The organism is Thalassospira sp. HF15, assembly GCF_011806525.1.
Classification (GTDB): Bacteria; Pseudomonadota; Alphaproteobacteria; order Rhodospirillales; family Thalassospiraceae; genus Thalassospira.
This window is the reverse complement of record NZ_JAAVKI010000007.1, coordinates 156,720-171,370: the sequence shown is the minus strand read 5'-3', so window position 1 is coordinate 171,370 and position 14,651 is coordinate 156,720. Positions and strand designations below refer to the sequence as shown.

Sequence of the window (14,651 nt, the reverse complement as noted above, 5' to 3'; positions counted from 1 at the left end):
GACCATACGCTAGCCATCCTCAAGATGTAGCAATGTAGTAACACCCAGCAACAAAGATATTCCGGCAGGCGCCCAAGCCGACAAAACCGGCGGAATACCACCGGAAACGCCAAGTGCCGAAATCACGTCCGTGCAAAAATACAGTATGAAACCGGTCGCAACACCTCCACCGATAACAAGCGAGGCCCGCCGACGTCGAGAAAATTTAAGGCAAAATGCCGCTGCGATCAAAACCATTGCACATAAAAGTAAAGGTCTCGACAACAGGCTGTGAAAATGGATTTGATGTCGGGTCGCGTTAAATCCTGCTCGCTCAAGCAAGGTGATAAACGGCTTGAGGTCCCAAAATGACATGGTTTCCGGCGAGGCAAAGCTATCCTGGATTTTCCGAGCAGTCAGGTTTGTCGGCAGCATCATTTCTTCAGAGTAAGTGCTAGCCTGCCCCGGGACAAAGGTCCAAGAATTATAGAAATGCCACGTTCCCGGTTCCAGAACTGCACGCCCGGCATCAATCCGGGTCGTGAAATCATCAGTGTCTTCAAACCGGAATATCGTGACGTTTCGCAAATCAAGCTGGTCACCTTGCTGACTGCTGACCGAACGCGCATAGATGACTGCCTGCCCATCCTGCGTACCCTGACGCAGCCACAAACCACTTGATGAGAGGTTCATCACACTCGCGTTGTTTTGCAGATAGCGCGCTTCGAGTGTTTCGTATTTTTGCAGCAGGATTGAGGACAACGGGTTGAGTGCCCCAACCTGAATGCTGCCAAGCATAATCGCGCAGAGGATCGGTGGCAGCATAAACTGCCACGCGGAGACACCTGCTGCCCGCGTTACGACCAGTTCCTGATTGCCCGTTAACTTCCAGAACGAAAACATTGAACCAAACAAGACGGCAAAGGGCAGGACCTTCTCGGTCATGAACGGAATTCGACTGGTCGCCATTTGCAAGACAATGCCAACTGTCGCATCGGGTTTGTTTCCTGCACGACGAAGCAGTTCGATGACGTCGCCGATCAGAATTAGACCAATCAAAAGTGCCAATATAGACAGAATGGAAATCAGGACATGCTTGCCAAAATACCATGTCAGAAGCGGTGAAATCCTCATGCTTCCGCCTCTTGACTCAGTGCGCGCCGCGCTTTGATCACTGGCCCTCGGAATGTCCAGTAAAGTCCCAACGCAATCGGAATAATCGCATTCATATACATTAGCGGGACGAGGGCTGGGTTTTTGGCTGCCAGGTTTTTCATGGCGATACCGGTTGCTTGGCACAAAACCATGAATCCAATCGCCATCAGAAGCCGACCCGTTTGACCACGTCTTGAGAAGCTGCTTGAAACGAGTACAGCCAATGCAATGCTTGCAAAAGCAATCGCGTTAAGTGGCGAGATCAGGCGGTCGTGTCCTTCTGCCCGAAAGGAGCCCAGATCGTGCGGGGCAATATCGGGTGGGGTTCCGGTCAAAAGGTTATAAACACTGCGCTCACGCGCTTCCTGATATCGAAGGCCTTCCTCGGTCGCGCTGTGTGCAATATCGACCGCATATCGATCAAAATACAGGATCGACATGGTGCCGTCATCGGCATTGACTTCCTGGCGATTGCCGTCAAGGAGAACGATACGTGGGCCCTCGTCGGTTCGCACCAAGGCGCCATGTTTTGCCATCATGGTGGTTTGCGCGTCTGGATCGCGCGCATCATGGACCAGAATGCCAAGCAGCTCGTTTTCGCGACCGACTTCACGGACATAGACGGTCAGACCGTCAAGATCAGTAAAGCTTCCTTCCTGCAATAGAACCGACGAAAAATCATTGCGGATCGAGAATTGCAGTTCCTTGAATTGTGTGTAGCTGTAGGGAAGGTAGAACAATGTCAGGAAATAACATACCGCCGTTGAGAGCAGCGCGACGATTAGCGCCGGTTTTGCCAGAGCCCATTGGCTGAGTCCTGCCGCGCGCATGATGATCAGTTCGCGGTCCTGAATAAGTTTGTTATAGGTAAAGACAATAACGAAAAAAAGTGCGATCGGAATAATGATCGTCAGAAAGCTGGGCAGCAGCAGTGATGTCAGCTGCAAAAATACCGAAATCGACAAGCCCCGATTCACAATCATTTCGACAAAGCGCAAGCTCTGCGACAGCCATATGACACACAGAAGGCCCAGCGTCACAAAGACCATCATGATCAATTGCTGTTTGAGCATATATCGAGTTAAGCGATTCATTGGGCGGATTATAGAGAAGCAATCAAAAACCGAAACAGGAAATTGTCGTCAAATTCGGTCAAATCTTACGGAATTTCCGAATGTTGGGCGGCAATCGCTGTAAAGAACGGCACAGTTGAAAACGAACAGAAGAAAGGACGCACCGTCATGGTCTTAAAACAATCGCGGTGCGCCCCAGACTTGATCAAAAAGCGCGGCGAAAATATGGCTGTGTCTAGAGCAATGCCGGGCTCGTGCAATTTCTGATCTGAGTAGCCATGAAGGCGGCTTCTGGCAGAAGCTGGGCAAAGAAGAACATGCAGCTTTTCGATTTTGCATCATGCAGTTCTTTGGGTATCTCAGGCTGCTTGGCGGCTTCAAGCGCGCGCAACATCAACCATCCCGAAATGCACAGCGCTGCCTGACGTAAATAGGGCGTGGCAAGTGCTTGTGCCATTTCAGCATTCTCAACGCAGCGGCTTAAAACAATCTCGGTAGATCGTTCAAAATCGGCGATGGCTTGCCCCAGTTCATCGCCTGCCAGTGCAAGATCGTCGGTGTCATTGCGGTTTTGAACTTTGGTGATCGCTTCTTTGATCTCCGATAGCAAACTGTGGAGCGCACTTGCCTGATCACGCAGAACCTTGCGTCCGATGAAATCAAGCGCCTGAATGCCGTTCGTGCCCTCATAAATGGGCGCAATGCGGGCATCGCGAAGATGTTGGGCAGCACCAGTTTCCTCGATAAAGCCCATGCCGCCATGAACCTGCACACCAAGCGATGCGTTGTCCACGCCAAGGTCGGTTGCCCAGCCTTTAACCAGCGGGATCAGAAGGTCTGCGCGTGCCTGTGCTGCTGCACGATCCTGTTCGTCCGGAAGATGGTGGGCAAGGTCAAGCTGTGCAGCGGCATAAAGCGAAAGGGCGCGTGCTGCATCGGTCGAGGACCTTATGCGCATCAACATGCGCTGAACGTCGCCGTGGACAGAGATGGGGGCTTCTTCGCCGGTTTTGCTGTCCCGGCCCTGTTTACGGGTGTTGGCATACTCCAGCGCCTGCTGATAGGCGCGTTCGGAAATTGCGACACCTTGTTGGCCAACTGCAAGCCTCGCATCGTTCATCATGGTGAACATGTATGCCAAACCCTTGCCTTCTTCGCCGACCAGATAGCCGGTTGCACCGCCCTTGTCGCCAAACTGCAAGACGGCTGTGGGGCTGGCATGAATGCCAAGTTTGTGTTCTAGCGAAACACAGGTTACGTCATTGCGCGCGCCGATTTCGCCACTGTCCGACACCAGGTATTTGGGAACGATAAACAGCGAAATGCCTTTGACACCGGCCGGTGCATCCGGTGTCCGGGCCAAAACGAGATGCACGATATTTTCGGTCATCTCGTGATCGCCATAGGTGATAAATATCTTCTGGCCGGAGATTTTATAGGTGCCATCATCCTGCGGTACAGCAGTGCTGCGTACCTTCGAAAGGTCTGAGCCAGCCTGAGGTTCGGTCAGGTTCATGGTGCCAGTCCATTCGCCCGATATCAGGCGCGAAAGATACAATTCACGCTGTTGGTCCGATCCATGCGCGATCAGGGCCTCAATCGCGCCAGACGTCAGCATCGGGCAAAGCGCAAACGACATGTTGGCGGCCTGCCACATCTCGGCAACTGCAGCACCAAGTAATATCGGCAAGCCCATGCCACCTTCGCTTTCCGGGGCAGAAATGCCCTGCCAGCCACCTTCGCAGAACTGCACATAGGCATCACGCCAGCCGGTTGGTGTGCGGACAGTGCCGTCATCAAGGAGCTTTGCACCTTCCTGATCGCCCACCCGGTTCAGCGGGGCGAGGACCGAAGCTGCAAACTTGCCTGCTTCTTCAAGGATAGCGTCAACCAGATCCGGACTGGTTTCGGCATATGGCGGCAATGTGGAAACCGTATCGAGACCAATCACGTGATGGATCAGAAAACGGATGTCTGAGATGGGTGGCGTAAAGTCGCTCATGAAAAAAGACGTCTCCCTGAAATGTGAGCCGCCCGCTCGGAACAGTCAGCTTTTTGCCAACCTTGTTTTATTTCTGCGTAGCATAACGATCTGATGGCGCAAGATCGAGTCTGTTTCGTACCGATCGGCAAATGGATGTATCCAGCACTGGTTTAAGTTTTGGTGTTCTGCAGGTTGCCACTGGCGAAAAGCCAAAACGCTTCCGATATGTTGCAAAGCCCCAAGTTTGATCCATCGGTCAGGTAAAAGTTGCGTGATCTGACCTCTATTGCACGCCAAGGGGTCGCCAATCGAAAACAGGCAGGCTAGACTTGCCGTCAAACATGATCGAATGACATCGGGTTATAGATTCGCTCGAAGAAACCGAAGGACAGGAGCAAGCTGTTGCTGCGTAAAGGAATATTGCCAATTTTGTTTGCGGTGCTGATCTCGTTCGCCGGAACAAGACTGGTCGCCTGTGCCGGACCGGCATGGCCAAGCGATGAAGAACGCAGATTTCTTGATGCCTACCGCACCAGCGTGACGGCGGGTGCGAGCGATGAACAGTTTGCCCATGCCGACAAGCTTTACGTCGAAGCACTCGTTATTCTTTCTGAGACCTATGTCGAGAAAATCGACCGTATGGCGTTTATCGATAACAGCATCGCCATGCTGGGCGATCTTGAAACCGATGATACGTCGCCTGTCGGTGTTGTCGGTGCGGTCCTTGATGACAGTCTGCACGATCTCGACCCGCACAGCGCCTATATGACGGATGACATGTTCCGCCGTCTGCAGGAAAGCACGGAGGGCAGCTTTGCAGGTGTCGGGATCGTTATTGCACTGGACGATGAAAAGCGTATTCGTATTGTCTCCCCGATTGACGACACGCCTGCGGCGCGTGCCGGTCTGAAACCCGATGATCGTATCACCCACATTGATGGCCATCATATGGTCGGTGAACCGATTTCCGAGGCTGTGCGGCGGATGCGTGGGCGCGTTGGTGATCCGGTGACCCTGACGATCAAGCGTGTCGAAGACAGCTTTGACGTTACGGTGAAGCGTGCACGCATCGAGGTTCCATCCGTCACGGCAAGCATCATTGATCAGGATATCGGATACATCCGGGTATCACGTTTCGATGCCTCGACACTCGATCAGACGCAGGAATACTTGCAGGAACTTGAAGGCCGAATTGCATCACCGCGTGGGATCATCGTTGATTTGCGCCGCAATCCTGGTGGGCTTCTTGATAGTGCGGCTGATATTGCAGACCAGTTCCTCAGTGACGGGCTGATCGTTGCGACCGAAGGACGTGGCGAGCGTAAATTGCGGAGTTACGAGGCCGACCGGTCTGATTTCTTCGAAGACGTGCCGATGGCGATTCTGCTTGATCGCGGCTCGGCTTCAGGGGCGGAGCTGATGGCAGCTGCCCTTCGTGAAAACGGCCGCGGCATCATCATTGGCGAGCGATCCTTTGGCAAAGGCTCCATGCAGCGCATCATGCCGCTGACCTCTGGCGGCGGCCTTAAGGTCACGACGGGGTATTACACCACGCCGGAAAACCATATCGTTCAGGGCCATGGTGTGATTCCCGATATCGAAGTCACACTGGCAGATGCCGAAGAGTTTGAACGCGAAATCGATCTTGAGCACGCATTGCCGTCGCGCCGTCGTGACCCGCGTCAGTCCTTGGCGACCCTTGAAGCCAAAAGCTGCGAGCAGGATATCGAAATCGAACGTCTTGGAAAATCCAGCCGTGACAATCTTGAAGAAAACCTGACGGAGGGTGAGGAGCCCATTCGGGATTCCGTTCTTGAATGCGCGGTCGGCTATTTCGATAAAGGCCCATTGGCAAATTATCGTAATCAGGTGGAACCACTTCTGCGTGCAGGCCTGTGATCTGGCGTCTGAAACAGTATCCATGAAAAAAGCGCGGCCTATATGGGCCGCGCTTTTTTGTATCGAGTTGCTGGCCGCTTAGCCGCGCGACAGCAGGTCAATCAGGCTTGAGGTATCCCAGCGGTTGCCGCCACGTTCCTGCACTTGGGCATAGAACTGGTCAACAAGGGCGGTGACCGGCAGGCGCGCGCCATTGCGTTTGGATTCTTCAAGACAGATGCCAAGGTCCTTGCGCATCCAGTCAACCGCAAAGCCAAAGTCGAACTTGTTTTCAACCATGGTGCTGCCGCGATTTTCCATTTGCCAGCTGCCAGCGGCACCCTTGGAAATCACATCAAGAACCTTTTCCATATCAAGGCCGGCCTTTACACCGAAATTAACCCCTTCGGAAAGGCCCTGAACCAGACCGGCAATGCAGATCTGGTTAACCATCTTGGTCAGCTGACCAGAACCACTTTCACCCATCAGCTTGCAGGATTTGGCAAAGGCATCAATGACCGGGGCTGCGCGATCGAATGCATCCTGATCACCGCCACACATCACGGTCAAAACACCGTTTTCTGCACCCGCCTGACCACCGGAAACCGGGGCGTCGATAAATGAGATGCCCTTGTCCTTTGCCGCAGCATAAAGTTCGCGCGCAACATCTGCGGATGCGGTCGTGTTGTCAATCAGGACAGATCCCTTGTCCATTCCTGCAAACATGCCGCCATCGCCCAGCATGACACTGCGCAGATCGTCATCATTTCCAACACATGAAAAGACGAACTCCGCACCTTTTGCGGCCTCGGCCGGGGTCGGGGCGGATGATCCGCCATATTCGGATACCCACTTTTCCGCCTTTGCCGCGGTACGGTTATAAACGGTAACGTCGTGACCTGCTTTTTGCAGGTGACCGGCCATCGGATATCCCATGACACCCAGACCGATAAATGCACATTTCGCCATTGTTTGCCTCCCGAAGGTTTATATGAAGCCAGTAAAGGTTGCAGCGCGGGCAATGTCAATGAACGCAAGTGTTACCGAGACAATGTTTTCACGATCTGGAAGACCAGAGGATGAGGTGGCTTGTCAGTCCTCATCAAGTTCCTCGGCCACGCTGTGAATGATCCGGCGGTCATAAACAAGGATTTCCGGGCGCTTTCCGGGGTATTCGAACTGCGACAAGTAAAAACGAATAGCATTGATGCGGGCACGTTTCTTGTCATCGGACTTCACGATCACCCACGGACTGTCCGTGGTGGAAGTATGGAAGAACATGTCGCGCTTGGCCTCGGTATAGGAATCCCAAAGGTTTTGGGAGGCCAGGTCAACCGGGCTGAGTTTCCATTGTTTAAGGGGGTCGGTCTGACGCTGCTTGAAGCGACGTGCCTGTTCTTTCTTGCTGACCGAGAAATAAAACTTTGTCATGTGAATGCCTGACCGGATCAGCATCCGTTCAAGTTCGGGTACGGATTGCAGGAATTCGCTTACTTCAAACATGCTGCAAAAGCCCATAACCCGTTCGACCATGGCACGGTTGTACCAGGATCGGTCAAAAAGGGTCATTTCCCCACCGCTTGGTAGATGTTCGACATAACGCTGAAAATACCATTGCGTCAGTTCGCGGTCATTTGGCTTGCCAAGGGCGACAATGCGCGCACCACGTGGATTAAGGTGTTCGGTAAACCGTTTGATCGTGCCGCCTTTGCCTGCGGCATCGCGCCCTTCAAAAATGATCAGGGATTTGAGGTTTTCCGCCTTGATCCAGTTCTGCAGTTTCAGAAGTTCAATATGAAGCGGCGCAATCAGTTCCAGATACTGCTTGCCGCGCATCTTCTTTGCACGTGCTTTGGGATTCAGGTCGATATCGGGCGGCAATGCATCGCTTGGAATGTTGCTGAGATTTTGACTGGTTGCCTTGCTGGAACCTGACGGAAAATCGTCAAGGCGATCCATCGTCATGTTCTCCGAGTCCAGCAAGAACCTGTCCTTTGCCTCGGTATCGAGTGTCGATAAGGCGTCCGTCCGGTTGGCGGCAGATCGGTTTTTGGCGGTACGTCGCGTTGCAACACCCAAGACATCACTTTCGTCATACTTGGCGAGCTTGTCGGATTTTTTGGGCGCTTTCTTTTCCGCAGTCATACGCCGGTTCCCGTCGGTTGTGGCCAGAGACAGCCATAACTTTGCGGGATTATTCAATTTGCTTCAATGCAATGGATCAAATTATCGCGAATATGAATGTTGATGGCGTGGCGCATGAGAAAACCCGGTCAATGTGAGGGCATTGACCGGGCCAAAGGGGGGCGGTGGCACGAAGGGTGGATCTGTCTTGCGTTTTTCCGTTGGGGCGGGGCAGGACAGATCCCGTGCGGGATTAACGCAGTTTGAAAGACTGCCGGTATTCTTCTTCGGCCTGGGCGCGGGTGATGCCAATGTCCGAAAGCTGCGCGTCAGTCATCTTCAGCAGCATTCGACGTTCTTCGCGGACGGCAAGCAACCGTGCAAAGCGGTTTGAAAAATCATTCAGGCGACCGAAAATGTTGGTGATAAATGGGCGGACATGTGCTTTGGGCTGGCGCTCCACGGCAGACGGAGCAGGGCTGAGTGAATAAGCCATCATTCTCTCCATGAGTTAATATTGCTAATGCAATGTTTGCTGTTGAAACCATATTGCGGCTATATTTTAGGTACGACAAACGAGTATTTCTGATCAGATGGATTAGTAATTCTAATTCATGATTTTGGAGTAATATCCATGCGGCTTCCGCCCTTGCAGTCCGTACGCGCCTTTGATGCCGCCGCCCGCCATCTGAGCTTCACCAAGGCGGCCGAAGAACTCTTCGTGACCCAAGGGGCCATCAGTCAGCAGGTCCGCCAGCTTGAGGAATATATTGGTTTCAAGCTGTTTCATCGTTTGCCACGCCAGATCCATCTGACCGAAGAGGGCGCGCAACTGGCCCAGGCGACCACTGCGGGTTTTTCAAGGATTGCAGACGAGATCGAGCGCCTGATGCTGGTTGAGGAAACCGGTGTGGTGACGGTCAGTGTCTTGCAGAGTTTTGCGGTGAAGTGGCTGGTGCCGCGTCTGGGGCATTTCCGCGAAGCGTACCCGGATATTGACGTGCGCATCCACGCCGATGATCGGCTTGTCGATCTGCGAACAGAGGGGATTGATCTGGCCGTGCGATTTGGCAGCGGAAATTATCCGGGGTTGGTGTGTGAAATGCTGATGCGTGACGAATCCTTCCCGGTCTGCAGCCCCGCATATCTTGAGGCAAATCCGGATTTGAAGGTACCTTCAGACGTTGCCTGTCACCAATTGCTTCATGACGCCACGACCTTTATTGATCATCCGCATGCCGCAGATTGGGAATTCTGGCTGAAGGGCGTCGGTGCCGAAGGGGTCGATGTCAGTCGCGGTCTTCGCTTTAATTCCGGCGATATGGTCATTCAGGCCGCTCTGATGGGGCAGGGAATCGCCATGGCCCGCACAAGCCTTGCCGCCCTTGATCTGGCAGCGGGAAATCTCGTGCGTCCGTTTGCGCAAACTGTTGCTTCAAGCGGGGCGTATTATCTGGTTTACCCCGAGGAGCACCTGCGGCGCCCACGCGTGAAGGCATTTGTGAGCTGGCTTAAAAACGAAGTGGCGGAAACCTTGAGTGAAATTGATTCTGATGACGCGGCCCCGCCTGCAAAGGACTGAGTTCAGATCAGCCCAAGGTCACGCAACTCATCGGCCATGTCATCGGGCAGGGCGTCGGTGTCGCCGCCCAGCTTGTCATCGGGCGGGCATTTGTCATCGGGGAAATAGCGCCATCCCTGAAACGCGCGGTGCGGATAGGGGCGGGTGGCGATCAGTTCGTCATCCAGAACGATGCGGCAGTATTTCGTGCCTTCTTCATTGACGAATTCCTCAAGATCGATGACCCGCTGGCGGCAGCGTACAGCCCCCTTGATTACCCAGTAAATCGATCCACCATCAAGGATCTCCGCCTTGCGCTTTGGCGTCATGCGCGTGGTGTGGAATATTCGCCCGTGCATGGCCTGAAAATAGGTCTGCCATTCCTTGAGGCTTTCGGGGCTTTCTGTTCCGACACTCAGTTTGATGATGTTCAAAGGCATATCAGGAAGGTTTCTTGTGCGGTGGTGTCCAATGACTGATGAGGTAGAACCCGTACGCCAAGCGGTCAATAGCGGATTATTAAAACACAAAAATTAGTGTAATATATCATATTTCACAAAAAAACTTGACCAATAAGAGGTAATCAGCCAAATTCTGGTGCAGAAAAGGTCCATGACAGGGCCAAACCCGAGAGATTTACAGGCTGAGAGAACCGAATGTCCCTGCAAGTTGTCACGGCAAACCGTCTGGAAGACGGGTTGGTGGTGTTCCTGACCAGTGATGGTGGCTGGAGCGAAAACATCAACGATGCCCGCATCGCCGAAGACAAGGAAGCTGCAAACGCGCTTCTGGCTGAGGCGAGTGCGCCCGAACTCGATATCGTGATTGTCGGGCCGTATCTGATTGATGTCGAACAGCAGGGCACGGATCTTGTGCCGACAAAATACCGCGAAGTTCTGCGCACCAAAGGTCCGAGTGTTCGCGAAGACCTCGGCTATCAGGCGGTATAAGGAGAGCCCCGATGTATCGTTATGACGATTTTGACCGCCAGCTTGTTCTTGAACGTACCGAGCAATTCCGCGAACAGGTAAAACGCCGCCTTGCCGGTGACATTACCGAGGAACAGTTCCGCCCGCTGCGTCTGATGAATGGTGTGTATCTGCAGCTTCACGCCTATATGCTGCGTGTTGCCGTGCCCTATGGCACGTTGCGCGCTGATCAGCTGCGCCAGCTTGGCATGATTGCGCGGGTCTATGACAAGGGCTATGGCCATTTCACCACCCGTCAGAATATTCAGTACAACTGGCCAAAGCTTGATGAAATTCCTGATGCGCTGCTTGACCTTGCCAAGGTCGAAATGCATGCCATCCAGACATCGGGCAACTGCATTCGCAATACCACGACCGACCAGTATGCCGGTGCCGCAGCCGATGAAATCGAAGATCCGCGCCCCTATTGCGAACTGATCCGTCAGTGGTCGACCTTCCACCCGGAATTCACCTATCTGCCGCGTAAATTCAAGATCGCCGTGACCGGATCCCCCAACGACCGTGCTGCGGTCAAGGTGCACGATATCGGCCTGCGCATGCATCAGAATGAAGCGGGCGAGACCGGCTTTGAAGTGCTTGTTGGCGGTGGTCTTGGTCGCACGCCGTTTGTCGGCAAGACCATCCGTGATTTCATCGGCAAGAACGATTTGTTCTCTTATCTTGAGGCCATCCTGCGTGTGTATAACCGCTTTGGCCGTCGCGATAACAAGTACAAGGCGCGTATCAAAATCCTCGTGCATGAGGAAGGCATTGATAAGATCCGCGAGCTTGTCGAAGAGGAATGGTCGCAGATCAAGGACGGGTCGTTGCGCGTCGATGATGCCGAAATCGCGCATTACATTGAACAGTTCGCGCCGCCAGCGTTCGAGGCGCTTTCTGACGACGATGCCGATTTTGAACGTCACAAGGCCGAAAACCGTCGTTTTGCCAACTGGGTGCGTTCGAACGTCATCGAGCATAAACAGCCGGGTTATGCGATTGCCAACGTATCGCTGAAACCGATTGGCGGCATTCCGGGCGATGCAACCGATACCCAGATGGAACTGGTTGCCGATCTTTCGGAAAAATACAGCTTTGGCGATGTGCGTGTGACCCACGAACAGAACCTTGTTCTGCCGCATGTCAAAAAGGCCGACCTGTTCGCGGTCTGGAGCGAGCTGGACAAGGCCGATCTGGGCACGGCCAACCTGGGCTATGTGACCGATATCATTTCCTGCCCCGGCCTTGATTACTGCGCCTTGGCAACTGCACGGTCGATCCCGCTGTCGCAAAGGATTTCCGAACGGTTCGGCGATCTTGATCGTCAGCATGATATTGGCGAACTCAAGATCAAGATTTCCGGCTGCATCAATGCCTGCGGTCATCACCATGTCGGGCATATCGGTATTCTCGGTCTCGATAAGCGCGGCAAGGAATTCTATCAAATCACGCTGGGCGGCGATGCCAGCCAGGATGCCTCGATTGGTAAAATTGCCGGTGCCGGTTTCTCAGAAGCCGAAGTTGTCGACGCCATCGAAAGCCTTGTGACCAAATATATTGATATCCGCGACGGCGGCGAACGGTTCATTGACACATACCGTCGTGTCGGCATGGACCCGTTCAAGGAGGTGCTTTATGGCGATCGTTAAGAATGACAGCCTGATCGAACAGGAATGGATCACGGTTGACGCCGAGGGTGACCTGCCATCCAGTGATGAAAACATCATTGTGCCGCTGGCACGGTTCAAGGAAGAGCGTGACAGCCTTTTGGGCCGCAATGGCGGCCTTGGCGTAGAGCTTAATCCGGGCGATACCCCGGAAGATCTGGCTGGTGATATCGATCGCCTGTCGATCATCACGGTTAATTTCCCGGCCTACACAGATGGTCGTGGATACTCCTATGGCCGCGTGTTGCGCGAACGCATGGGCTTTACTGGCGAACTGCGTGCGGTTGGCGATGTTTTGCGCGATCAGATCCTTTTGATGCATCGTTGCGGATTTGATGCCTATGACCTTCAGGTTGACGGTGAAGTCGCACTGGACAAGGTGCGCGCAGCACTCAAGGAAATGACGGTCTATTATCAGCCGACCGGCGATGGACGCGCTACTGCACAGTCGCTGCGTGAGCGCCGCCGTGCAGCACTGGAACAGAAGGCCTCGTAATCCTGCCATAGGATTGCAGCGTCACGGCACTACGGACCAAGCAATATTCTCAGGCTTTAGGGCGCCCTTTTGGGCGCCCTTTTCTTTTGTCGGATGCCAACTTTGGGTTGGCGTTGAAGCTCTCGGCGGGGCCTGCAGGCCGCTTGAATACGCACAAGTAGTAGAATTTTAAGTATATTCTTAAGTATTGAAAATCGTATAAGTGATTATCCAAAAGGGTGTTATTTTGCTGCGTAATTCGATATACACTTAGGGATGTCAATGCGTGGCGTCTGAACAACCTTTGCGGGGAAAATCCACAATTGGTGCCGCCATGTTTCGGACAACAAAACGACGTAACATGCAGTTCTACCGGAATTTCGTGTTTGGTTTGGTTGGCAGGGGTTTTGAATGAAATCAGGTCCGGGATGGATCGATGCGCCAGATGGATGTGTGATTGCGCGGGACTTTACCCGCTATGATCGCAGCTATCATGACAGGGCCCAAAAATACAAAGACCACCTTGGCAAGATGGCGGGCATATTGCGCCGCTTCAGCGAGTTCAGCCGCACCATGCTGGCCTCACAGCAGCTTTACATCTATGCCAAGTGGCTTGCGCGATATACCGCCTATTGGCCGCGTCTTGATGATCTGGTAACTCGGCTTGAAAACAGTTTTGACGACGCCGATCAAAGCTATGTCGCGCGGCAATCCGCTGTCGATGGATCGTGGGGCTGGCAATATACCGAATTTCATCACAAGTTTGATGCGACCATCGTTCGTTTGCACGAACTGGCAATTGAACGACGTGCACCGCGCCATCCACTGCATTTTCTTGAACCGGTCTCGACGATACCCAAGATGCGCGATTATCTTGAAAGCCTTCTGGTGTCGGATATTGCTGCAACCGGGCGCAACAAGCGTGATGAGCTTGGCTCTGTCCTGTGTTGTCTGGCACAGCTTTGCTTTAAGCCGCGTCTACGTAATTTCGCCCGCCAGAATGTCCGTGGTATTGAGCTTGATGACGCCTATATCAAGGCTTTCACGGATTTCCTTGATGATATTCAAAACCCGGAAACCGGATATTGGGGGCCGTGGTATTCATCGGATGGGGCGATCCATCGTTATGATGATCTGAGCTACACATTCCACATTGTTTCCTATCGCAAGGGGGATGTCCGTCATTGGCCCGATATCATTCGAACAACCTTTGATCGGCGTGACGCGGAATACCCGCTTGGTTGGCGTAGCCGCGGGAAGTTCAACAACCACAACAATTACGATGTCGCCAAAATCTTCCGTCACGGTTGGGGCCGCATGACAGATGCCCAGCAGGTATTTGCAGCCGAGCAGCTTGGTCATATGCTTGAATGGTGTCTGAACACGTCGATGCGTGAAGATGGCAGCTTTGTTTTTGACAAGCGTTTCTATAACTCGCTTGAGTCCTGTCACTATTTTGGGGTCTCGTTCCTTGATGAAGTCGGCTATTTCCGGCCACGCAAAAGGTTCTGGACCGATCAGACCTTCCCCGAAGCAGCCACAATCCAGCATCGGGTGATCGGACGCCTGAATGAATTCAGTGCCGATAATCCAAGTGTGATTGCTGCGAAATGGAAGGCCGGAACGGACTTGATGGCGGTTCCCAAAACCAGCGCGCCTGAGGACAGCTTCAAGGGGCAGCAGAATGATGCCCGGTCGCGCCGCCACAAGTTTCTGGCAAGTGCGGATACCTCGGCACGGTCATTCAAGAACGACTGATCGTCGTTTTCGGTGCTGCGCTTTGCACG

13 protein-coding genes are annotated in these 14,651 nt (G+C 53.4%); 6 read left to right on the top strand and 7 right to left on the bottom strand.

Annotated elements, in window-relative coordinates; genetic code table 11:
• Positions 1-9: 9 nt before the first annotated feature.
• The 3 genes from lptG to HED22_RS16285 form a co-directional block, all read right to left on the bottom strand.
• Complete coding sequence (lptG, locus tag HED22_RS16295) at positions 10-1,113, bottom strand: LPS export ABC transporter permease LptG (protein WP_167724167.1); 1,104 nt, start codon at positions 1,111-1,113, stop codon at positions 10-12.
• The gene (gene lptF, locus HED22_RS16290; protein ID WP_254870149.1) at positions 1,110-2,228 is read right to left on the bottom strand and encodes an LPS export ABC transporter permease LptF; all 1,119 of its coding nucleotides are present in this window, start codon (positions 2,226-2,228) and stop codon (positions 1,110-1,112) included. The genes lptG and lptF overlap by 4 nt, the downstream gene beginning before the upstream one ends.
• A gap of 214 nt (positions 2,229-2,442) precedes the next feature.
• A complete protein-coding gene (locus HED22_RS16285) occupies positions 2,443-4,209 on the bottom strand; it encodes an acyl-CoA dehydrogenase (RefSeq protein ID WP_167724166.1) in 1,767 nt (588 codons plus the stop codon).
• Between the two features lie 384 nt (positions 4,210-4,593).
• Here HED22_RS16285 and HED22_RS16280 point away from each other — a divergent pair, with 384 nt between their 5' ends.
• Positions 4,594-6,090: a S41 family peptidase gene (locus HED22_RS16280; RefSeq protein WP_254870147.1), complete on the top strand. Its 1,497-nt coding sequence runs from the start codon at positions 4,594-4,596 to the stop codon at positions 6,088-6,090.
• Between the two features lie 78 nt (positions 6,091-6,168).
• On the opposite strand, the gene HED22_RS16275 is transcribed toward HED22_RS16280, so the two are convergent.
• The 3 genes from HED22_RS16275 to HED22_RS16265 form a co-directional block, all read right to left on the bottom strand.
• The gene (locus tag HED22_RS16275) at positions 6,169-7,038 is read right to left on the bottom strand and encodes an NAD(P)-dependent oxidoreductase (RefSeq protein WP_167724164.1); all 870 of its coding nucleotides are present in this window, start codon (positions 7,036-7,038) and stop codon (positions 6,169-6,171) included.
• A gap of 123 nt (positions 7,039-7,161) precedes the next feature.
• Positions 7,162-8,214, bottom strand: a complete 1,053-nt coding sequence (gene ppk2, locus HED22_RS16270; protein ID WP_167724162.1) for a polyphosphate kinase 2 — start codon at positions 8,212-8,214, stop codon at positions 7,162-7,164.
• A gap of 232 nt (positions 8,215-8,446) precedes the next feature.
• Entirely contained in the window at positions 8,447-8,689 is a 243-nt protein-coding gene (locus HED22_RS16265; RefSeq protein WP_167724159.1) for a DUF1127 domain-containing protein, read from the bottom strand.
• 138 nt (positions 8,690-8,827) lie between these two features.
• On the opposite strand from HED22_RS16265, the gene HED22_RS16260 reads away from it, so the two are divergent.
• On the top strand, positions 8,828-9,775 hold the full coding sequence (locus HED22_RS16260) for a transcriptional regulator GcvA (RefSeq protein WP_167724157.1): 948 nt from the start codon (positions 8,828-8,830) through the stop codon (positions 9,773-9,775).
• A gap of 2 nt (positions 9,776-9,777) precedes the next feature.
• On the opposite strand, the gene HED22_RS16255 is transcribed toward HED22_RS16260, so the two are convergent.
• Positions 9,778-10,194: a DUF1489 family protein gene (locus tag HED22_RS16255; RefSeq protein WP_167724155.1), complete on the bottom strand. Its 417-nt coding sequence runs from the start codon at positions 10,192-10,194 to the stop codon at positions 9,778-9,780.
• Positions 10,195-10,410: 216 nt separating this feature from the next.
• Here HED22_RS16255 and HED22_RS16250 point away from each other — a divergent pair, with 216 nt between their 5' ends.
• The 4 genes from HED22_RS16250 to HED22_RS16235 all read left to right on the top strand — a co-directional run bounded on the left by HED22_RS16250 (position 10,411) and on the right by HED22_RS16235 (position 14,622).
• On the top strand, positions 10,411-10,704 hold the full coding sequence (locus HED22_RS16250; RefSeq protein WP_167724153.1) for a DUF2849 domain-containing protein: 294 nt from the start codon (positions 10,411-10,413) through the stop codon (positions 10,702-10,704).
• Positions 10,705-10,715: 11 nt separating this feature from the next.
• Positions 10,716-12,371, top strand: a complete 1,656-nt coding sequence (locus HED22_RS16245; protein WP_167724152.1) for a nitrite/sulfite reductase — start codon at positions 10,716-10,718, stop codon at positions 12,369-12,371.
• The gene (locus HED22_RS16240; protein WP_167724150.1) at positions 12,358-12,885 is read left to right on the top strand and encodes a DUF934 domain-containing protein; all 528 of its coding nucleotides are present in this window, start codon (positions 12,358-12,360) and stop codon (positions 12,883-12,885) included. Before HED22_RS16245 ends, HED22_RS16240 begins: the two co-directional genes overlap by 14 nt.
• Positions 12,886-13,275: 390 nt before the next feature.
• Positions 13,276-14,622, top strand: a complete 1,347-nt coding sequence (locus HED22_RS16235) for a hypothetical protein (RefSeq protein WP_167724148.1) — start codon at positions 13,276-13,278, stop codon at positions 14,620-14,622.
• The last annotated feature ends 29 nt before the right edge of the window (positions 14,623-14,651 follow it).